The sequence below is a fragment of the Microbacterium sp. Se63.02b genome (assembly GCF_014171575.1).
Taxonomy (GTDB): Bacteria; Actinomycetota; Actinomycetes; order Actinomycetales; family Microbacteriaceae; genus Microbacterium.
The window spans coordinates 2,855,833-2,876,563 of the sequence record NZ_CP050453.1; the positions used below are offsets into that span (position 1 = coordinate 2,855,833).

The 20,731-nt window shown below is 63.2% G+C and carries 17 protein-coding genes and 7 pseudogenes; 13 read left to right on the plus strand and 11 right to left on the minus strand.

Going from position 1 to position 20,731, the window contains the following annotated elements; genetic code table 11:
• Positions 1-32 precede the first annotated feature (32 nt).
• Positions 33-963: pseudogene (locus G4G29_RS13975) on the minus strand (aldo/keto reductase).
• 29 nt (positions 964-992) lie between these two features.
• Entirely contained in the window at positions 993-1,223 is a 231-nt protein-coding gene (locus G4G29_RS13980; protein WP_244632043.1) for an XRE family transcriptional regulator, read from the minus strand.
• A gap of 94 nt (positions 1,224-1,317) precedes the next feature.
• Between G4G29_RS13980 and G4G29_RS13985 the strand changes: the two genes are divergently transcribed.
• Genes G4G29_RS13985 through G4G29_RS13995 form a run of 3 tightly spaced genes read left to right on the plus strand, consistent with a single transcriptional unit; the run spans position 1,318 to position 2,778 of the window.
• Positions 1,318-1,692 carry a helix-turn-helix transcriptional regulator gene (locus G4G29_RS13985; RefSeq protein WP_244632044.1) on the plus strand — a complete coding sequence of 125 codons (375 nt, stop codon included), beginning with the start codon at positions 1,318-1,320 and terminating at the stop codon, positions 1,690-1,692.
• 45 nt (positions 1,693-1,737) lie between these two features.
• Positions 1,738-2,133 (plus strand): ImmA/IrrE family metallo-endopeptidase, encoded by a 396-nt coding sequence (locus tag G4G29_RS13990; protein ID WP_183150534.1) that lies wholly within the window; start codon positions 1,738-1,740, stop codon positions 2,131-2,133.
• Positions 2,134-2,175: 42 nt separating this feature from the next.
• Positions 2,176-2,778 carry a GNAT family protein gene (locus tag G4G29_RS13995; RefSeq protein ID WP_183150535.1) on the plus strand — a complete coding sequence of 201 codons (603 nt, stop codon included), beginning with the start codon at positions 2,176-2,178 and terminating at the stop codon, positions 2,776-2,778.
• Positions 2,779-2,793: 15 nt separating this feature from the next.
• Here G4G29_RS13995 and G4G29_RS14000 read toward each other — a convergent pair whose 3' ends face one another.
• On the minus strand, positions 2,794-2,997 hold the full coding sequence (locus G4G29_RS14000) for a hypothetical protein (protein WP_183150536.1): 204 nt from the start codon (positions 2,995-2,997) through the stop codon (positions 2,794-2,796).
• Positions 2,998-3,087: 90 nt separating this feature from the next.
• Between G4G29_RS14000 and G4G29_RS14005 the strand changes: the two genes are divergently transcribed.
• On the plus strand, positions 3,088-3,699 hold the full coding sequence (locus G4G29_RS14005; protein WP_183150537.1) for an NAD(P)H-dependent oxidoreductase: 612 nt from the start codon (positions 3,088-3,090) through the stop codon (positions 3,697-3,699).
• Here G4G29_RS14005 and G4G29_RS14010 read toward each other — a convergent pair.
• Positions 3,671-4,717, minus strand: coding sequence for a hypothetical protein (locus G4G29_RS14010; protein WP_183150538.1), 1,047 nt, complete (start codon positions 4,715-4,717; stop codon positions 3,671-3,673). The genes G4G29_RS14005 and G4G29_RS14010 overlap by 29 nt on opposite strands.
• Positions 4,718-5,379: 662 nt before the next feature.
• Between G4G29_RS14010 and G4G29_RS14015 the strand changes: the two genes are divergently transcribed.
• The 4 genes and pseudogenes from G4G29_RS14015 to G4G29_RS14030 all read left to right on the plus strand — a co-directional run bounded on the left by G4G29_RS14015 (position 5,380) and on the right by G4G29_RS14030 (position 9,710).
• The gene (locus G4G29_RS14015; RefSeq protein WP_183150539.1) at positions 5,380-6,444 is read left to right on the plus strand and encodes a substrate-binding domain-containing protein; all 1,065 of its coding nucleotides are present in this window, start codon (positions 5,380-5,382) and stop codon (positions 6,442-6,444) included.
• Between the two features lie 112 nt (positions 6,445-6,556).
• Positions 6,557-7,299, plus strand: a pseudogene (locus G4G29_RS14020) (GolD/DthD family dehydrogenase).
• A gap of 402 nt (positions 7,300-7,701) precedes the next feature.
• Positions 7,702-8,799, plus strand: coding sequence for an ATP-binding protein (locus tag G4G29_RS14025; protein ID WP_183150540.1), 1,098 nt, complete (start codon positions 7,702-7,704; stop codon positions 8,797-8,799).
• The gene (locus tag G4G29_RS14030; RefSeq protein WP_183152928.1) at positions 8,763-9,710 is read left to right on the plus strand and encodes an AAA family ATPase; all 948 of its coding nucleotides are present in this window, start codon (positions 8,763-8,765) and stop codon (positions 9,708-9,710) included. Before G4G29_RS14025 ends, G4G29_RS14030 begins: the two co-directional genes overlap by 37 nt.
• A 547-nt stretch (positions 9,711-10,257) precedes the next feature.
• Here the strand turns inward: G4G29_RS14030 and G4G29_RS14035 are convergent.
• From G4G29_RS14035 to nrdI, 6 genes and pseudogenes are all read right to left on the minus strand, one after another.
• Positions 10,258-10,503 (minus strand): DUF2188 domain-containing protein, encoded by a 246-nt coding sequence (locus G4G29_RS14035; protein WP_183152848.1) that lies wholly within the window; start codon positions 10,501-10,503, stop codon positions 10,258-10,260.
• Positions 10,504-10,585: 82 nt separating this feature from the next.
• Positions 10,586-11,473, minus strand: a complete 888-nt coding sequence (locus G4G29_RS14040) for a hypothetical protein (protein ID WP_183150541.1) — start codon at positions 11,471-11,473, stop codon at positions 10,586-10,588.
• Positions 11,474-12,037: 564 nt separating this feature from the next.
• Positions 12,038-12,559: a hypothetical protein gene (locus tag G4G29_RS14045; protein WP_183152929.1), complete on the minus strand. Its 522-nt coding sequence runs from the start codon at positions 12,557-12,559 to the stop codon at positions 12,038-12,040.
• Positions 12,560-12,915: 356 nt separating this feature from the next.
• A pseudogene (gene nrdF / locus G4G29_RS14050) lies at positions 12,916-13,780 on the minus strand (class 1b ribonucleoside-diphosphate reductase subunit beta); the annotation flags it as partial.
• A 70-nt stretch (positions 13,781-13,850) separates the two neighbouring features.
• Positions 13,851-15,953: pseudogene (gene nrdE / locus G4G29_RS14055) on the minus strand (class 1b ribonucleoside-diphosphate reductase subunit alpha).
• Positions 15,954-16,195: 242 nt separating this feature from the next.
• Entirely contained in the window at positions 16,196-16,606 is a 411-nt protein-coding gene (gene nrdI / locus G4G29_RS14060; protein ID WP_022710813.1) for a class Ib ribonucleoside-diphosphate reductase assembly flavoprotein NrdI, read from the minus strand.
• 356 nt (positions 16,607-16,962) lie between these two features.
• Between nrdI and G4G29_RS14070 the strand changes: the two are divergent.
• Both G4G29_RS14070 and G4G29_RS22360 read left to right on the plus strand, forming a co-directional pair.
• Positions 16,963-17,732 (plus strand): annotated as a pseudogene (locus G4G29_RS14070) (MFS transporter); the annotation flags it as partial.
• Positions 17,729-18,088, plus strand: a complete 360-nt coding sequence (locus tag G4G29_RS22360; RefSeq protein WP_244632045.1) for a hypothetical protein — start codon at positions 17,729-17,731, stop codon at positions 18,086-18,088. The pseudogene G4G29_RS14070 and the gene G4G29_RS22360, both read left to right, overlap by 4 nt.
• A gap of 75 nt (positions 18,089-18,163) precedes the next feature.
• Here the strand turns inward: G4G29_RS22360 and G4G29_RS22365 are convergent, their stop codons facing one another.
• A complete protein-coding gene (locus G4G29_RS22365; protein WP_244632665.1) occupies positions 18,164-18,397 on the minus strand; it encodes a hypothetical protein in 234 nt (77 codons plus the stop codon).
• Here G4G29_RS22365 and G4G29_RS22370 point away from each other — a divergent pair.
• From G4G29_RS22370 to G4G29_RS14085, 3 genes and pseudogenes are all read left to right on the plus strand, one after another.
• Positions 18,345-18,566: pseudogene (locus tag G4G29_RS22370) on the plus strand (PfkB family carbohydrate kinase); the annotation flags it as partial. The gene G4G29_RS22365 and the pseudogene G4G29_RS22370 sit on opposite strands and share 53 nt — an antisense overlap.
• Before the next feature lie 160 nt (positions 18,567-18,726).
• Positions 18,727-19,485, plus strand: a complete 759-nt coding sequence (locus G4G29_RS14080) for an alpha/beta hydrolase (RefSeq protein ID WP_183150542.1) — start codon at positions 18,727-18,729, stop codon at positions 19,483-19,485.
• Positions 19,482-20,644: pseudogene (locus G4G29_RS14085) on the plus strand (acyl-CoA dehydrogenase family protein). Before G4G29_RS14080 ends, G4G29_RS14085 begins: the two are co-directional and overlap by 4 nt.
• Positions 20,645-20,731 lie beyond the last annotated feature (87 nt).

The following is a 20,731-nucleotide window of genomic DNA, read 5'->3' on the forward strand; positions in this document are numbered from 1 at the left end:
ATCAGGGTAGACGACGCGGCGCGCGGCGTCGCCTACGGGAGAAGATGTCCGGCGGCGCGGAAGAGTTCATACCATTCCGGACGCGTGAGTTCGATGTCTGCGCCGGCTGCCGCATCCTGCACCCGCTGCGGAGTGGTGGTCCCGAGCACCACCTGCATGCCGGCCGGGTGACGCGTGATCCAGGCGGTCGCGATCGCGATCGGCGTCACCGCGTAGGAGGCGGCGAGCCGGTCGATCACGGCGTTCAGCTCTGCATACTCGGGGTTGCCCAGGAAGACCCCGTGCGAGAAGCCGTCCTGGAACGGCGACCAGGCCTGGATCGTGATCCCGTTGATGCGGCAGTAATCCACCAGGCCGCCGCCGTCGCGGACCACGCTCTGCTCCTGAGCCGCCATGTTCGCCGCGACCGGCTGCGCGCAGGAGCGGCGCGTGGGTCATCGACAGCTGCAGCTGGTTGGCGACCAGAGGCTGTTCGACGGCGGTGCGGAGCAGATCGATCTGTCGAGGCGTGTGGTTGGAGACGCCGAACGCCCTCACCTTGCCCGCAGCTTCCAGGTCGTCGAAAGCCCTGGCGACCTCTTCGGGTTCGACGAGGATGTCGGGGCGGTGCAGCAGCAGTACGTCGAGACGGTCGGTGCGCAGCGCCGCGAGGGACCCGTCGACCTGAGCCACGATGTGGTCGTACGAGAAGTCGAACATCCCGTGCGCCGGAACGATGCCGCACTTGGTCTGCAGCACGATCTCGTCGCGTTCCGCGGTGCTCAGCCGGAGCGCATCGGCGAAGCGGGCCTCGCAGTGGTGCATGCTGCCGCCGTAGATGTCGGCGTGGTCGAAGAAGTCGATGCCGGCGTCGCGTGCGGCGGCATACAGGGTCCGGATGTGCGCATCGTCCTTGTCGTCGATGCGCATCATGCCGGCGATGACGGCGGGGGCGGTGGCTGATCCGAACGGCACGGTCTTCATGCCGACCACGCTACCCCCGCGGGACCGAGTCAGCCGCCGTCCGGCATCGCGGCGGGGAGCAGCGCGGTCACCGGGAGGTCGAGGGCAGCGGCGATGCCCGCGAGGTCGACGAGCGTGAAATCCGCTCGACCGTCCAGCAGGTCGGCGAGCTGCCCGGGGGCGATGCCGGTCAGCTCTGACAGGCAGGGGAAGGACACACCGGCGTGGATCCGGGCCCCCTCCACCGTCGATGCCACCAAATGACGCAGTTCCGTCCCCATACGCACACATTACCGCCCCACATGGACACGCAACGAGGTCGAATGGATTATAATGGCAGCATTCTGGAGTCGGGGCGCTGCTATCGTGATCCGGATGAAGACACCTGCCGAGGAGTTCAACGATGCGGTCGGACGACAGCTGCGAGCCGAGATCGCCGCGTCCCGCAGCAGCATCGCAGCGATGGCGCGGACGATCGGGATCGCCCGCAGCGCGCTCGACAACTACGTCACCGGCAAGCGCGCGATTCCCGTGCCGGTCGTGTACTCGGTATGCGCTGCCCTCGACGTCGAACCGCACGTGCTGTTCGCCCGCGCCGAGGAGCGGCTCAGTGCCGACGGCGTGAGCACCGCACGTGTCACTCCGATCCGACGCACCCCCGATGTCGCCGGCCCACGCGAAGATAACCGCGAGGTCGCCTTCGACTCCTCCGTCCGTCACGACGCCGACTCGGACGACCTCTACGACTGATCGAGAGTCCGCGGTGACCCGCGGAGACGACCGCGAGGAGGAGCCGTGCAGCACCTCCTGCGTCTTGCCGACGAACAGCACGTCCGCGTGATCGAGCGCCCCGGCCGCACACGCGGCGGCTTCGACCCCGCGACGGCGACGATCCGACTGAGCCCCGGCATGAGTGTGCGCACGACACGAAGCGTCCTCGCTCATGAGCTCGGCCACGCACACCTCGGTCACGTGCCGACGCCGGTCGCGGCTGTCCGCTCTCACCAGGAGCGCCAAGCCGACGAGTGGGCCGCGCGCCAGCTCATCTCGGCGCGCGCCTACGCCGAGGCCGAAGAGCTCCGCGGCCCCCACCTGGCGAGTCTGGCCTTCGAGTTGGGTGTCACGATAGAGCTGGTCACCGCCTATCAGCGGCTGTTGCGCCAGGGCGCGGTCACGATGGCGGTCGCCTAGTCCGCAGCGAAGAACGGGTCCCCACGCTGGTTGAATATGGTCATGGCCTTCCTCGTCGATCCCGTGCCCGTCACCCTCACCGGAGAGCTCGTCGAGCTCCGCCCCCTCGAACGCTCCCACGTCGACGGACTGATCGATGCCGTGCAGGAGGGCGATCTGTGGAAGACCGCGTGGTACACCTCGGTCCCCGCTCCTGACGGAGTGGCGGCCGAGGTCGATCGGCGCATCGCCCTGATCGACAAGGGCGAGATGGTGCCCTTCACCGCGTTCGACGCGAGCGGGCGCGTCCTCGGCCTCACGTCGTTCTACGACCTCGTGGCGGATGTCCCCCGCCTGCACATCGGGTTCACCTGGAACCGGCCGTCCGCCCACGGCTCCGGCACGAACGCCGAGTCGAAGCTGCTCCTGCTGCGGCACGCGTTCGAGACTCTCGGCGTGTTCCGCGTCGGCCTCACGACGCAGTGGGTGAACTTCCAGTCGCGCACGGCGATCGAACGCCTCGGGGCCAAGCAGGACGGCGTCATGCGCGCCATGAGCCGCTACCGCAACGGCGCACTGCGCGACAGCGTCGAGTACTCGATCATCGAGCCGGAGTGGCCCGCGGTCAGAGCGAACCTCGAAGCACGGCTCGCCCGACGACGGTGACCCGTCCGCAGCGGATCACTCGGTGGGGTTGCCCGACCAGTTCTTCGACCGGCGGGTGGCCGAACCGCGCTCACGCAGGATGAACGCCAGCGCGAGGGTCACCAGCAGGAGGCCGCCGCAGAAGGCGAAGGCGTTGTAGTCCGGCAGCTCGAATGAGGTGCCCATCAGCCAGAATCCTCCGAGGAAGAGGATCATGAAGAAGAGGAAGCTGAGGATCACGGGATCTCCTGTCGTCGGTGCCGTCTACCAGGATAGCCCGGACGCGGAAACCCCCTGTGCCGCCGACTCCTCCTCTGCTGTGCTCGGACGATGAAGACACCACTGACCGCGGTCGCCATCTCGTGCACGCTCAAGCCGTCACCCGCATCGTCCAGCTCCGACCTCCTCGCGACCCAGTTGCTCGATGCCCTCTCCGGGCACGGCGTCACGGGAGAGCTGGTGCGCGCGGTGGACCTCACGGTGAGCCCCGGAGTCGACAAGGACATGGGCGGCGACGACCAGTGGCCGAGCGTCCGACGACGCGTCCTCGATGCGGACATCCTCGTGTTCGTCACGCCGACCTGGATGGGCCAGCATTCGAGCGTCGCTCAACGGGTCCTCGAGCGGCTCGACGCAGAGCTGAGCGAGACCGACGCCCGAGGACGCCCGACGCTCTTCGACAAGGTCGCCGTCGCGGGGATCGTCGGGAACGAGGACGGTGCGCATCACATCGCGGCGATCCTGTTCCAGTCGTTGAACGATGTCGGCTTCACCATCCCCGCCCAGGGCTCGGTGTACTGGAACGGCGAGGCGATGCACACGACCGACTACAAGGATCTCGACCAGACCCCCGAGAAGGTCGCGTCGGCGATGAGCACGGCCGCGAAGAACGCGGCCCACCTCGCGCGTGCGCTCAAAGCGCAGGAGTACCCGGTCGGGTAGCGGCCCCCACCGCACGGCGGAAGGTGACGACCTCGTCACGACGCTTCTTCTCGGCGGCGAGTCCCACCAGCTCGAAGCGGCGGAACACGCGGCGAGGCAGCGCCGGAAGCTCTGCGGTGAGTCCGCGCGGGGGCTTCGCGAGACCCGCGATCAGGGAGAGATCGGCCCCCGCTCCCCGCACCTCGATCCGCGCGTAGTCGCTGCGGGTGCGCCAGCGCAGGTACTCCATCTCGCGATACGGGATCGTATGCAGCACGGCATCGACCCTCACCCGCAGTTCGTCGTCGCCGAACGCCACGGAGCACGACGCCGTGCGACGTCGAAGGATGGCCGCGAAGAGCAGGTACGCCGGAAGACCGAGCACGACGCCCATCAGAATGATCGCGATCCGCGCTCCCATCCGCATCACGATGTCATCGAACGCGATCAGCAGCACGACGGCGAAGGCGCCGACGACCACGACGATCGCGACGATCGCCTGGGTGAGCACGCGCATACGCAGTTCGAGGCCGGGAAAATGCACGATCGAACCGTCGCCGCTCTCGTCGCGCTCCCACGCAGGTGTGACGGGTGCCGGGCGCTTCTTCGCGTCTCTGCGAGAGAACAGGTCCGTGATGCGGCCGATCACACCGAGCCAGATCCATCCGACCGCCGGGATCGCCGCCATCTGCAGGACCACGGCGACTCCGCGCACGGATTCCGGAAGCGGTTCGAGAAGGTCACCGCCGAACTCGACGACGAAGGCGACCAGAGCCCCGAGGACGACCGCCACGGCCACGTGCAGGATCGCGCCGTTGCGTGCCGGAACCATCCCGAGGGTCGCATTCACGAAAGCGAAACCGAAGCACAACCCGCTCACCAGCATGAACAGGAAGGGGAAGAAGCCGAGGTCATCGCCCGCGAGCGTGACGGCGATGGCCGCGAGCAGCAGCACAGCCCCGCCCAGCAGCGGATACACGACGAGTGTTCGGGTCACGGACCGTCGCACGCGGGCGTCGGCGGCGGTCTCTTCGGTCATCGGCATGAGTCTAGAACGGACCGACCTGCATCGACCCGGCGGCGGGCTCGACGCGCGGTCCCGAGGCCATCCGGATCCACGCCACCGGGGACCGGCGGCCACCTGGTAGGGGTGACCGGTGGCCGCCGGCAGCCGAGACGGGAACTGGGGACCCCCGCTCGGAGCACCGATGCTACGCCGCGCTGGACGAGCCGCACGGGGGCTTGATCGACGGGACCGGATGAGCTAGACCACGCGTTATACCTTCTCCCCTCCGCATGCCACAACCCCCGCGCGTCCGATCGCCGTGGCGCCTACTGTCGGAGGACGGGGAGGGATCCCTGCTGGGCCGCAGCCGGAAGGGCAGCGCGGCTCGGGGTCCGCCGCCCCGGGGCCGGGGGCGCCGAGGCGGCGGATCACACCTCCGCGCACGCACGAGGCCGGGGAGTTCGACCACCTGCCGTGCCGCGCGGTCGTCGCTCGCGGGGTGCTGAGGCAGCCGGAGGTGCGGGCCGCTTCACTCGGCGTGCACTCGGCACTCGTCCGCTCAGATCCGTGTCCTGCTCATATGAGCGGGGGTCGTTGCATTCTGCAAACAGCTGACTATCGTCTGGTGTCGCCTCCCCGGAGCGACATCTCACTGGCGGACCCATGCAGCATGCCTCGACGACGAAGGAACACACATGAAGCGCACACTCAGGACCACGATCGCCGGCACGGTGGCCATCGCGGCGACATTGACCGCCCTGACCGGGTGCGGCAGCGGCGACCCCGATGCGGGAGGCGACACCATCACCGTCGGCGTCACCGTCTACGACATGTCGTCGTTCATCACCCAGGGCAAGGAGGGGATGGAGGCCTACGCCGACGCCAACCACATCCATCTGGAGTGGAATTCCGCCGGAGGCGACGTCTCCACCCAGGCCGACCAGGTGGATCAGTACGTGACCGCAGGCGTCGACGCCATCATCATCGTTCCGGTGCAGGCCGACTCGCTGTCCCCGCAGGTCAAGGCCGCCAAAGCCGCGCACATCCCCGTCATCGCCGTCAACACCTCGCTCGCCGGTGTCGATGTCGACGCCAGCGTCCAGCCCGACGACGTGGCCGCAGGGAAGCAGGAGGCTCAGCAGATGGTCGAGGCCCTCGGCGGCAAGGGCAACGTCGTCGTCTTCGAGGGCCCGCTCGGATCCTCGCCGCAACTCGACCGGGGCGAAGGCATCCACGCGATTCTCGATGAGAACACCGGACTCCACGTCCTCGCGGAGGACACCGCGAACTGGAAGCGAGACGAAGCCGTCAACAAGATGAAGAACTGGATCTCCGCGTTCGGCGACGACATCGACGGCGTCATCTCGCAGAACGACGACATGGCGCTCGGAGCCATTCAAGCGCTCCGAGAAGCGGGCCTCTCCGGCGTGAAGGTCGTCGGCATCGACGGCATCGAAGACGGGCTCGACGCCGTCGCGGCCGGCGACATGATCGGCACCTCGTTGCAGCACGGAACCGTGGAACTCGCGTCCGGCCTCGCTGTCGCCGCCAAGACCGTCCGCGGCGAAGAAGTCGATCAGAACCCGATCTACGTCATGCCGGCGATCGACTCCGGCAACGTCGACGCCGCGAAGAAGAACGTGGTGACCGGACGCACGAAATTCCTCAAGGCGCTTCCCGCGCTCGTCGACGAGAACGTCGCCGCCGGCGACATCGCGTACGAGGGCCTACCGGGACAGAGCCGCGAGGACGCGTCATGACAACGCTCTGCAACGCCCCCGGGGTCATCGTGGTCGTCGATGTGGGCGTCGCAGCCGACGGGCGCGCGGCGTATCCGCACATCGTCATCGAAGAACTCGAGGAGAAGTGATCATGGAATCGACATTCGCGGGCAGGATCGCCGTCGTCACCGGGGCCGCGAGCGGCATCGGTTACACCGTCGCGCATCACCTCGCCGAGCGCGGCGCACGAATCGTCGGAGTCGACATCGACCAAAGAATCGCCGTCTTGGTCGATGCACTCCCCGGCGCAGAACACCTCGGCATCGTGACGGACCTCACCGATCCGGCGGCCGCGACCGCGGCGATCGCGCAGACGGTCGAGACCGTGGGAGTTCCGCACATCCTGGTGAACTCAGCGGGCCTCGCGCTCCTCGACCCGGCCGTCGACGTCACTCCCGACAGGTGGCGGCTCACGGTGGACGTCAACCTCGGCGGCACCTTCTACATGGCTCAGGCCGCCGGCCGCGTCATGCTCGAAGCCGGTTACGGGCGCATCATCAACCTCGCCTCGCAAGCCGCGGTGATCGGCCTCGACCAGCACGCGGCCTACTGCGCCAGCAAGGCCGCGGTGCTGGGACTCACCCGAGTGCTCTCCCTGGAGTGGGCACGCCACGGCATCACCGTGAACGCCGTCTCCCCACCGTCGTGGAGACGCCTCGGAAAAAAGCGGCGTGGGCCGGCGAGAAGGGCGAGAAGGCCAAGCGGGACATTCCCGTCGGCCGGTTCGCGCAGCCCGAGGAGGTCGCCGCGCTCATCGCCTTCCTCGCCAGCGACGACGCCGCCATGATCACGGGAAGCAACCACCTCATCGATGGTGGCTTCACCGCGATCTGACCGACTCTGCGTGACCGTGCGCCCCGCGGATCTACAGCGACTGTGCCGCGTCGACAATCCTGGCGTAGATATGTAGCACCTGGCTCAAGGGAACGCTGAAGACAGTGCGGGCCGCCAACTCCAAGATGCGTCGCAGAAGTTGGCACAGTCTTGGAGCCGCGATACTCAAGGCGTTTCAACTACATCGAATCCACGCGGCTCGTGCCCACTGATGCGTCGCAATTGTCGGAGGGATTCAACTCCAGCAGGTAGTTAGAGGCGTTTCCCCAAGCCCCCGGTCGGCCGTCGAGCGAGATATCAGAGCGCGCGGGCGCGCCCGGCGGAGCGCACCTGCACTTCAAACTCGCCTCTCCGACGAGCTGGTGTGCCAATATAAAGCCACAAACGGCTGGGGGATGTGGCATGCAGTTGTCGAAGATCGAGTTCAACGGGTTCAAGCGGCTCGACCAGACATCCTGCAATGTGGACGGCCAGACCATCGCGTTCATCGGACCAAACGAAGCAGGAAAGACCAGCGTTCTGCGAGGACTTGCCTGGCTCACTGACGAGTCTGAGGATCCTGCACTGCCAATCCGGGATCAGAATCGACGCCAGCGTCCGGCGGACGACGCACTGGTCGTCCGCGCCTACTACCGTGTTGAAGCCGATGACATCGAAGCGTTGAGACAGCTAGATCTGGACACTGACCGCCCTGTCTCTCTCAAGACAGTCACTCAGTTCCGACTCAATCGTCAGAAGAACGGCCAGCAGACCACCGGCATCGAATCGACCGTGAAGCGGAATCCTCGCCCATTCGAGCTCGCCTCGAAGCTGCTCGCCAAAGCGGCCAGTCGGATGGAGGCCGCGTATGACGTTCTCGAGGACCTCGAGATCGATGACCCGAACGACGCTATCGAAGCGGCAGAGCATTCCCTCGACCCATCGGACTCGGTCTGGACCGCGCAACGCGTCGCACCATTACGTGTCGCGGCCGATGTTCTCACCACTCTTGCGAACGAGATCGACCAGCAGGACTCCAAACCGCGAGGTCTTACCGCGCTGCGCACAGCCAGCGAGAACGCAGCAACCGCACTCCGGGCCGCTGCAGTGTCAGGCGAGCGTGCGCACCCGAAGGACACGATCCGCGCAGCCCTCAAACAACGCGTGCCGAAGTTCCTCCTGTTCGGAGACAATGACCGAGAGCTATCTGAGTCTTACCATCTTGAAGACACATCGCTGCGAGAGAATCCTCCGTCTCCCTTAGTGAACCTCGTCAGCGTCGCGGGGACCAGCGTGGAAGACATCTGGTCTGCCACGACTGGCGGCGACCCGGCCACCATGCGGACGCTGGAGCATCGTATGAACGAAACACTCCGCGCGCGACTCCAGCCGATGTGGACGCAGTCCGAACTCACCGTCCAGTTGAGACTCAACCAGGGCGGCGTGTTGAGGTCAACATTCTGGAGCTGGATAGCCCCGACTATGTGGTCACACCGATTGCTGAGCGCAGCGATGGCCTAAGAACCTTCCTCGGACTCGTCTGCTTCCTTCTCGCCGCCAACCTCGATGTCCCACCGGTACTCCTCGTCGACGAGGCAGAGCGAAACCTCCACTACGACGCTCAAGCAGACCTCGTGCGCGTGCTTACCCACGAGCTCAGAGTTCACAAAGTGCTCTACACGACGCACTCGCCCGGATGTCTACCCCTCGATCTGGGGACCGGGATCCGGGTGGTCTCACGCAATCCCGATGACCCCGGGACGAGCATCCTCTCGAACAACTTCTGGACGAATGAACATCCGGGCTTCTCGCACCTGTTGTTCGCGATGGGCGCTGAGGCAGCCGCCTTCTCGGCCTTCCGCCGCGCGGTGCTCGCGGAGGGAGTCAGCGAAATGATCTTGCTTCCCACCCTCTTGCGCAACGCGACCGACGGGTCTCAGCTCGACTTCCAGGTTGCCTTCGGGCTCTCCAATCTTTCGGCACCGAGAGCCATCAGTTCCGTCGCGCTCATCACGACATTCTTGGTCGACGGAGATGGATCAGGCGACATCAAGAAGAGGCAGCTTGAAGCTGAAGGTGTTCCGCGAAGTCACATCTTTCAACTGCCCAAGGGTAAGGCCATAGAAGACCTCATCGACCGCGCGACTTACGTCGAGACCGTGAACGAGGTGCTGGCCGAGCAAGGAAAGTCGATCCCTTTGAAAGACCTCGCGACGAAGGTGACCGTTGCGAGGGCCGTCGACGACTACGCCAAGAGCCACCTTGGACTCCCGAACGGCGTGGGGCACAAGATCGTGGCCTCTCGTCTCGCGAGCCAAGGCAGCGCGCTTCCGTTGAGCGCGGTTGGGAAGCGGTACCTGTCGAGTTTGCGGCCACAGCTCGAAGCCGCTTTCAGGACCCACTACACCCTGTTTCCCAGCGCACCCAACTAGCGCGCGACCAAATAGCTACTCCTCTCGATACCACACGAGGTTCTCGGTCTGCGTTCCCACGCGAACCGTCTTTCGTCGATACCAGCGAATGAATGGCAGCGCACGCCACCGCACCACCGCCTTTAACGAGCGTGGGTCGACTTTGCCGTCTGCCCAGATACCGCTACCTTCCCCCTAGGTCGACGAAAGGGGTGACCATGAACTCTTGGTCGTGCGACTCATCGGGCTTCAGCGTCCCAATCGTCCATACTTCGTCCAAGCCATCACCTGGCAAGACTCGGATCCGAACGTCCCAGGCCTCGCCGTTGCCTCGATTGGATACACGGATGCGCCACCGTGGTTGCGATGTCTCGCTGTTGTCCTTCAGATCGCTGAACTCCACGCGAATGAACGGGCGCTGTCGCCATGCCAGTGTAATGAAGATGGCGACCGCGGAAAGGGCTAACGCAGTCGTAGAAATCAGTTCGCTGAGGGACATGATTGACACTGTCCCAGATTCACGGACCGAACGTAGCGTTACCCAAGTCGCGGATCACGGGCGACGCAATCAGTGCTTGGTGTCTCTCGCGGAAGACTGGTTCCCCGGGTACACCGTGTCGGCGTCCCGGATCGTCCCGTCGCGACGATGGATGTAGACCTGACCTCCGCCCGCACCGGACACTTGGGCCTTCGCACGCGCCTCCGCTTCCTTCTGCGTCGATACCGTGTCGGTCACCTTGCCTTGGCTCGTGACCTTGAAGCCGTCGCGTCTATAGCTCCCCTGCGTCCGGCGCGAGAGACCTGGGGGCGGCATGGCCAAGTTATCCAAGGCCGGTCCGACGCCTGTCGCCCGGATCGTCGCATGCCACGTCAAGCCGCTGACGCTGTGAAGGCTGTCAGAGCAGCGCCATTACCTGCGGAATCTGGGTCGCCAGGTGTCCGCCGAGCGCTCCCGCGGCGGTGTCGTTCAGGAACCCTGCGATGCTACTTAGCGCTCGCTTCACCCGTGACTTCTCCTCAGCGGCGACGCCTTCACGAGCATCCTCCACCAGCGGTGCGATGGCGTCACCGACCTTGTCGGGAAGCGCCGCCATCGACTGCCCCACTATCTCTAGCAGTCGCGTCACCTCATCAGCCCAGGACGCCTGGATCGTCGCCGTTTGAGTGACGTTCGAACTGCCGACGGAGACATTGGTGCTGTCTGTGATGTGGGTGGTGACATGGCTTACGGTGGCCACGCGGTCGAGGTCGCGCACCGAGCGCTTGTGCTCTACTGTCTTCCGCCCCGTCTCCGTCATGTCGAGACTTCCCGGCTCGAGGAGGTCTTTCGCGTGCAGGCGCGAGGTCGCCTTCTCTACTTCGCCCTCGGTGTACGCGATTCCGAGATACCCGAACTTTGCATCGAGGAAGTCGCGGGCGACGGGGACAACACCTTCGATCTCGACACGCGTGTACAGCCACCGCAGATAGTCGTCTTCGAGCGCTAGCAGCCGGTCGACAGGGTCTCGCCTGTCACGCTCGAACTGCGCGGCCAGATCTTTCCCCCTAGGGCGCACGAAGACCGCCGCCAGACCACCCATCGTGAAGATCCCTTTCACGAGATCTTGTTGCTCCATGAGCTTCACATGGTCGTCGAGCGCGCCGGCCGTCACGCCGAGCGACCCGGGGAGCGCGTCAAGGAGCGCACGACCGCCGACATCACCGTTGGAGGTGCGGGCCGCCATCTCGGCTGCGATGGAGAGAATGCTCAGTCGAGTGACCATCTCCGGCTGAAGGACTGTCATGCTCACAGGCTAACGGCAGGTGCGGACATCCGGGACGGAAGGCGACGGCCACGACCGTGGGTGTCACCACTGGCACATAGGGCCTCGTCTGGAGCCCCCATGAAGCAGCCGGCACTCCTACTCCGCCTCCCCGGGAGCGCCCGACATGGCCTATGCCCACGGTCTACTCTCCGGGGAGCTTCTATCGGCTCGACGTCGGCCCGCACCGTTTCGCAGGGTCGTTAGCCTTCCCGGCGGCCACTACCTTGGCACCTTGCACGACATGGTGAAAGGCGACAGTTCCGGTGAAGGTTGCGAAGTCCACCTGGGACGCGCCGATAGGCATTGCCGGCTACCCCGTTTCTCGGTCGATGGTACGGTCGCCGGAGCTCGTGCGGGACACCTCAAACTCCAAAACTGAGATGCTCCGGATTGCTTCGCCTAGGTGGAACCCAGGCGATCCGCAACCTGTGTCCTAGACAGTGCAACGGGAGGGTCAGCCGACTCACGCAAGGCAGGTTCGCACCGTGCCTCTGACCTTCAGCCGCACTCCGCCTACGCCTACGCCTACGCCGCAAACGCTATTCATCTTATTTCATTTTCGGGAAATGTGTTTGCTGCGACGGGAACCACGCAGGTCGGAACCATCCCCGCGCTGAGCGTGTGCGACGGGCGGGAGGATCTCGTGGGCTCCAGCGGACGGCGATGACGAGACGACGCTCGGCGTTTCAATATCACTACGCGCGGTGCGATGCCGCATCGACGAACGTCGTCGACTTGAGTGATGTCTGTGGCTCCCTCTAGACTGAAATCACCAGTCCCCCGCCGCCTCTCAACGATGCGCACTGCGGGGGTCCTTTTTTGCGAGGCGGCATGATGAGCACTGACCGACGCTTTCTCACGCTCGACGAACGCGCGGCGTATCTCGTCGACCGTGGTTATGTAAACGAACACTCGCTGAGCGACCATGCTCGCGAGTTCATCGCTCGGACCAACTTCCACTACTTCCTCGGCTACGCCCGCAACTTCCGGAAACTCCGCCGAGAGGGACTCGTTCAGGGCGATGATCGTATCGACCGCGTCATCCGCATGGTGGAAATCGACCACAGCGTCTCCACTCGCCTGTTCGCAGCGATCCGCGACGTGGAATGGCGTCTTCGCGCAGCCCTCGTTGAGGCACACTGCTCACTATTCCCCGACCGCGCATGCTTCCTGGAGGCGTCTCACTTCCAGGTAATGAACGCGTCAGCGACCCCTGTGCATGTCATCCTGCGTGACCAGATCAGCCGGTCGCGGGAACCCTTCGTCCTCGGGGCCTTCGAAAAGCACGCTCATAACATCGGACGTAAGTGGACGGAGAACCCCACATGCCTAACCGACGATGAGCGATTGTCCGCGATGCAGACCTTGCCGATCTGGTCGACTGTCGATGGCTGGACGCTAGGGCTCTTGGAGCGAGTGATCAGGATCGCCGGATTAACATTGGTCACAGTGCTCGGGAACAATGGCTCATAGCCGAGATTCATCAGCGCTTTATTCGCATTATAGTGCAGGAATTTTTTGACATCTTCGGTCAGACCGGTGCCGTCATAAAGCGCTTCTGTATATTTGGTTTCAACTTCATAGAGATCGAGCAGCATCGAGAAGGCGAAATCTTTCAGCTCTTCCTTGCGGGCTTCACTCTCTTTTCCAAAAGCCACCTGATATTTATAGCCGATATAATAGCCGTGCACGGCTTCGTCACGGATAATCAGGCGGATAAGATCGGCAGTATTGGTCAGCGTTGGCGCGGCTCGACCAGTACATTGGCAGATAGAAGCCGGAATAGAACAGGAAACTTTCCAGATATACGCTGGCAATTTTGCGCTTCATCGGATCATCAGATTTATACTCATTGATGATCAGAGCCGCTTTGCGCTGCAAATGCGGGTTTTCCTCACTCCAGCGATAGGCATCATCCACATCCGGTGTCGAACACAGGGTGGAGAAGATCGAGGAATAGGAGCGGGCATGAACCGCTTCCATGAAGCTGATATTCGACAATACAGCTTCTTCATGCGGGGTCACAGCATCCGGCATCAGGCTGATTGAGCCGATAGTGTTCTGGATAGTGTCCAGCAGGGTCAGGCCGGTGAAAACACGGATAGTCAGTGTTTTTTCTGCCGGCGTCAGCGTACCCCAGGACGGAATATCATTGGACAGCGGGACTTTTTCCGGCAGCCAGAAATTACCGGTCAGACGGTTCCATACTTCGAGATCTTTATCATCCTCGATACGGTTCCAGTTAACAGCCTTTGTGGCGCAGACGAGTTTAGGTTGGGCGTTCATAACGTGCTCTGATCTGTTCCAGATGAACCGTCTGCACTGCGGCAGACGGTTTGATATAAAAGGATAGGGTTTACAGGGTGCAGGAAACGCAGCCTTCTACCTGTGTGCCTTCCAGAGCCATCTGGCGCAGGCGGATATAGTAGATTGTCTTGATTCCCTTACGCCATGCATAGATCTGCGCCTTGTTGATATCGCGTGTTGTTGCGGTATCGCGGAAGAACAGCGTGAGCGACAGGCCCTGATCCACATGCTGCGTTGCCGCTGCATAGGTATCGATGATTTTTTCCGCGCCGATCTCATAGGCATCCTGATAATAATCGAGATTATCATTGCTCATGAACGGGGCCGGGTAATAAACGCGGCCGATCTTGCCTTCCTTGCGGATTTCAATCTTGGACGCAATCGGATGAATCGAAGAGGTCGAGTTGTTGATGTAAGAAATCGAACCTGTCGGCGGAACAGCCTGAAGGTTGCGGTTATACATACCATGCGCCATCACCGATTTGCGCAGCTCTTCCCAGTCTGCCTGTGTCGGGATCGTAACACCTGCTGTTTCAAACAGTTCACGAACGCGGGCAGTTTCCGGTTCCCAGACCTTGTCAGTATATTTGTCGAAGAATGTGCCGTCGGCATATTTTGAATCTTCAAAGCCGACAAAGCTCGACTTGCGATCCATCGCAATGCGGTTGGACGCTTTAATCGCGTGATAGGTCACGGTGTAGAAATAGATATTGGTGAAATCCACACCTTCTTCAGAACCGTAGAAAATGCGTTCACGCGCCAGATAGCCGTGCAGGTTCATCTGACCCAGACCGATCGCGTGTGATTCATCATTGCCGCGGGCAATCGATGGCACGGAATTGATCTTGCTCATATCCGACACAGCGGTCAGCGCACGGATCGACGTTTCAACAGTCTTGCCGAAATCCGGTGAGTCCATGGTCATCGCAATATTGAGCGAGCCGAGGTTACAGGAAATATCCTTGCCGATATGTTCGTAATTCAGATCGTCTTTATAGGTGCTGGCTTCGCTGACCTGAAGAATTTCCGAGCAGAGATTTCATGGTGATGCGGCCGGCAATCGGATTGGCTGCATTCACGGTGTCTTCGAACATGATATATGGATAGCCGGATTCGAACTGAATTTCCGCCAGTGTCTGGAAGAAGGCGCGTGCCTTGATCTTCTGCTTGCGGATACGGCCGTCATCAACCATTTCGCGATATTTGTCGCTCACGGAAATTTCGCCGAAAGGTACACCGTAAACGCGTTCCACATCATATGGCGAGAACAGATACATATCCTCGTCATTCTTCGCCAGTTCAAAGGTGATATCCGGGATCACCACGCCGAGCGACAGGGTTTTAATGCGGATTTTTCATCGGCATTTTCGCGCTTGGTGTCGAGGAAGCGCATAATGTCCGGATGGTGGGCATTCAGATAAACCGCACCGGCACCCTGACGTGCACCGAGCTGGTTCGCATAGGAGAATGCATCTTCGAGCAGCTTCATGATCGGAATAATACCGGAAGACTGATTCTCGATCATTTTGATCGGCGCGCCATGCTCACGGATATTGGTGAGCGAGAAGGCCACACCACCACCGCGCTTGGAAAGCTGCAGCGCGGAATTGATCGAACGGCCGATCGATTCCATATTGTCTTCCATGCGCAGCAGGAAGCAGGAAACCAGCTCGCCGCGCTGTTTTTTACCGGCATTGAGGAAGGTCGGTGTCGCAGGCTGGAAACGGCCGGACAGCACTTCTTCCATGATCGAGATCGCCAGAGCCTCGTCACCGTCGGCAAGTGCCAATGCAACCATGCAAACGCGGTCTTCATAACGTTCCAGATAGCGCAGACCGTCAAAAGTCTTCAGCGTATAGCTGGTGTAATATTTGAACGCGCCGAGGAAGGTCGGAAAGCGGAACTTCTTTTTATAAGCGAGATTGAAGAGATTCTGGACGAATTCAAAAGAATACAGATCCAGAACTTCTTTTTCATAATAATTCTGGGTCACCAGATAATCGAGCTTCTCTTCCAGATTGTGGAAGAAAACCGTGTTCTGGTTCACATGCTGGAGAAAATACTGGCGAACGGCCTTGCGATCCATATCAAACTGGATCTCACCATTCGGACCGAACAGGTTCAGCATGGCATTCAGCGCATGATAGTCCATTGCCGGAGTGTCCTTTTAGAACTCCCGTTGTTTGAACTGTTGGTGTTGTTCTTTTCTGTCCGTTCAAGCTCAAGAGTCGCCACAGTTTTTCCAATTCATTTTTCGGCCAATTTATTTGTCGGTATGTGCAAAACAAAGACCGGCTTCGCTTTCACATCTGTTCACAATACTGATCCGGCTTTTCGTTTGAGAAGGCGGACAGCAATTTAATTTCGTTGTTGAACCCTGTATGGGCTCAGAAGTCAGGCAGCGAGGTCTGCCTGCCAGAATTTCCGCAGACCGTTCCGCACATTGATAACGTCATCATCCGTTCCGGCCAGCTCATAGCGATACAGAAACGGCACCTGACATTTCTCAGATATGACATTGCCGGCAAGACAATAGGTTGCACCGAAATTACGGTTGCCACCGGCAATCACACCGCGAATAAAGGAACGGTTGGCACTGTCATTCAGAAAACGGATCACAGGCTTGGGAACAGCACCGCGTCCGTCCCCGCCGGCATAGGTTGCGACAACCAGCACAAAAGGTTGTGTCACCTGTAAAAGATCGGCCTTCATGCTGCACGGAATACGCAGAGCAGGCAGTCCGGTTTTTGTGACAAAGCGATGCGTATTTTGCGTGCCGCTTGAAAAATAGACGAGCATGCTCATAGCCACTTCCTCATGTTAAATCTCCAGTGAGACACTGAAGTCAAACAAAGACCCTCTATATATAGTGGCACCAGTCCGGCTTTGCAGCCAATGCTGTGCATTATACAGGAAGAGGGCATAGCTTTTGTGATTTGCCTGAAATGCCGTTTCTGGTTCCGGCTTCTGCCCGTCTTGCAATGTGAAAGACGGGCAGAGAATTACCGGCCAGATTGAACAGTCAGGCGGATTGTCCGGATATGACAGTCAAACCGGAACGCTCAGGCCATTATAATTAAGCCAGCGCGCTGATCATGTCAGGGCGGAAGCCTGCCCAATGTGTGTCACCGGCAACAACAACCGGAACCTGCATATAACCGATCATCTGGGTGCTGGCCCCGGTCGTGATCACACTGGTCTCCACGCAGATCGGCACCATGGAGGGGCTGCTGCTGGTGGCCGTGGTCCTCGTCGGCGGCGGCGCGTGGTTCATCCTCTCCCCGAGGTCGGCCGGGTGCGCATCCCGCGCAGCCGCAACGCGCTGGGCACGGTGGTGCTCAAGCCACCCGTGATGCTGGCGACAGTGATCGGCTTCCTGTTGATCGGAGCGTGCTCGGCGGTCGAGGTCGGCGTCGTCGCGACCTTCGAGCACGGCAGTCTCGCGGCCGGCCTCGTGCTCGCGGTGTTCTCGGCGGGCAGCCTCGCCGGCGGGTTGGCGTTCGGGCACATCCCGAAAACAACGTGGGCGATGGCGCGCCGCCTGCTCATCGTCACGATCGGCCTCGGTTGACGATGGTCATGCTGAACGTCTTCTGGCTGGGCGGGACGCTGATCCTCGCCGGGATCGGCATCGCCCCCGCACTCGCCGTGCTGTTCGCGATCACCTCCGCCAGCGTGAAGTTCAGCGAGACAGCCGAGGCCTTCGGATGGGCGGGCACCGGCCAGCTGATCGGCGCGGCCGCGAACCTCCGCCGTCGCCGGGTTCCTCGTCGACGTCAGCGACTGGCGTGGCGCCTACCTCGCCGCCACGATCTTCGCTGCGGCCGGACTCCTCGTCTCGATCGTCTTCGTCCGTTCGTTCCCCGACCTGCGTCACCGCGACGCGAGCCCGCATCCCGACACCGAACCCCTGGCGGTCACCCCTTCATGAACTCTTCCTCCTCTCTGCGCACTGCCCCCGAGATCGTCTGCATCGGCGAGACCATGGCTCTGATCACCCCGACGGATGCCAGACTCGCGTCAGCCGCCCAGGCATCGATCGGACTGGCGGGTGCGGAATCCAACGTGGATCGGCCGGCGTCGCCTCCACCGGGCACCGGGTCGCCTGGGCTTCACGCCTCGGAATCTGACCCGCTCGGAGACCGCGTCGCCTCCGAGCTGGGCTGTTTCCGGGCACGTCGGGGAGTCGAACTGTGGGTCGAGCGCGACGACGCCGCCCCGACCGGCGTGATGTTCAAGGACCCCGGGGTCGAGTCCTCCTCCGTCTACTACTACCGTCGGGGATAATCGGCCTCCGCATGGAGCCGGGATTCCTGAGCACCGCGCAGCTTCAGGGCGTCCGCATCGTGCACACCACCGGGATCATTCCCATTCCTCTCCGCGTCGTGCCGAGACATGGTCGACCGACTGTTCGCCGATGCGCGCACCGCCGGCGCCCTCGTGTCGTTCGACGTGAACGATCGCCGTCCGTTGAAGCGGCTGGAGCCGGGAAGACGCGGCGGAGACGCTCGCGCAAAAATCGGACGCCGCCGACATCACGTTCGTGGGTCGCGACGAGGCGGAGCGCATCTGGGGCACGGCGACGCCGTCCGCCATCCGTGCCTTCCTCCCGAACTGCGCGCTGCTGGTCGTCAAGGACGGCGACGTCGGCGCGACGGCCTTCGACGGCGACGCCGAGCCGGTGTTCGTCCCGGCACCCGTCGTCGACGTCGTCGAGCCGGTCGGCGCCGGGGACGCCTTCGCGTCCGGCTTCCTCGCCGCGACCCTCGACGGAGCCGGCCTCGCCGAGCGACTCTCCGCCGGGCATGCCGCGGCGGAGCGCGTGCTGACGATCGCGGCCGACCTGCCCCGTTGGCGGCGATCGGCTCCGACTGACGGGGACAGCGTCAGGGGCCAGGGCCGCCACCCGGTCGTAGGCTGGTGCCATGCCTGCACCGCTCACCCTGCCCCGCCTCTCGTGGGGTGCTCCGTCTGCCGCCAGGCGGGCACTCCTGGTCCACGGTCTCGGGTCCTCTGGCGCACTGATGTGGCGCATGGGCGACGCCCTCGCCGGCGCGGGCTGGCACGCGACCGCGGTCGACCTGCGTGGCCATGGCGATGCGCCGCGTTCTCTCGATTACACGGTCGCGGCATACGGTGACGACCTCGCCGCCACCCGCCCTGACGGCGCGGGCCCCTGGGACGCCGTGGTCGGCCACTCCCTCGGCGGCGCGGCGAGCACCGTCGCCGCGGCGTCCGCACCGGACTGGGCCCGTCGGCTCGTGCTCATCGATCCGGCGATCCACGTCGACGGTCGCGACGCGGCCATCGTCCGCAGAAGCCAGGAGCGGGCCTTCGCCGACACGAGACTCGAGGTCGTGCAGCAGGAGCATCCGCACTGGCACCCGCAGGACCATGAGTTGAAGATCGATGCGGTGCGGCGGGCGAGCGCCTGGGCGGTGGAGCAGACCAGTGCACAGAACCAGCCGTGGGATGTGCGCGACGCGGCCGCCCGCCTGACGGTCCCCACGCATGTGATCGGCGCCGACCCCGCCGTCTACAGCATCTTCACGGGAGACCTCGCGAGCGAGGTACTCGCCGCGAACCCGCTGATCACCCTGTCCATCGTCGAAGGAGCAGGTCACTCCCTGCACCGCGACCGCCCTGACGAATCGATCCGACAGCTTCTGGAGGCTCTGGCATGAGCGACTTCGACCCGACCGCATACCTTCCCGACGATCTCCTCGCGCGGATCCGCGAACGCGCACCGATCCACGACCGCGAGAACACCTTTCCGCAGCCGGACCTCGACGAGTTGCGCGCGGCCGGGTACCTGTCGATCCTCGTGCCGACCGAACGCGGCGGTGCAGGCCTCGGGTCGCCGAGGCCGCCATCCCATAAAAAGCAAATCTCGCGGGGGCGGCGCCCGCGACGGCTCTGGCCATCAACATGCACCTGGTGTGGACGGGCGTCGCGAAGGTGTTCTCCGACCGCGGCGTACCCGGCCTGGAGTTCGTCCAGGACGGCGCGGTCGCCGGCGAGGTCTTCGCGTTCGGCATCAGCGAAGGCGGCAACGACCTGGTCCTCTTCGGCAGCGACACGGCGGCCGTGCCGGACGGCGACGGGGGCTATTCGTTCACCGGCACCAAGATCTTCACCTCGCTCGCCCCGGTGTGGACGAAACTCGGCCTGCACGGCCTCGACACCACGAGTGCCGACGCGCCGAAGCTGGTGTTCGCGTTCATCGACCGCACGGATGCCGTGACCACCTCGGACGACTGGGACACGCTGGGCATGCGGGCCACCCAGAGCAGGACCACCCGGTTGAACGGCGCCACGGCGGATGCCGCACACGTGGTGCGACGCATCGACCCCGGACCGAGCCCCGACCCGATCGTCTTCGGCATCTTCTCGGTGTTCGAGATCCTGCTCGCCTCCGTGTACACGGGCATCGCGCGGCGAGCACTGGAACTCGCCGTGGCGACCGCGCAGAAGCGACACTCGAAGAGGACGGGCCTCGCGTACAGTCAAGACCCCGACATCCGCTGGCGCATCGCCGACATGTCGATCGCCTACGACGCACTGCCACCGCAGATCGCCCAGCTCGCCCGAGACGTCGACGACCGGGTCGACAACGGCGCCCGCTGGTTCCCGCTGCTGTCGGGCGTCAAACACCGCGCGATCACCATGGCCAAGCAGGTCGTCGACGACGCCATGCTCGTCGCGGGCGGCGGTTCCTACTTCTCGGCCAACGAGTTGTCGCGGCTCTACCGAGACGTCCTCGCCGGCGCGTTCCACCCCTCCGACCCCGAGTCCGCGCACTCCACGGCGGCCGGGGCGTTGCTGGGTCCCCTCCAGACGTGACCCGTCTTCACCGCTGATTCCGCCGAGGATCGCGGTTTTCACGGCGGAATCGGTTGCCGTACCACGGGCCCGGGTGCGAGGATCGCA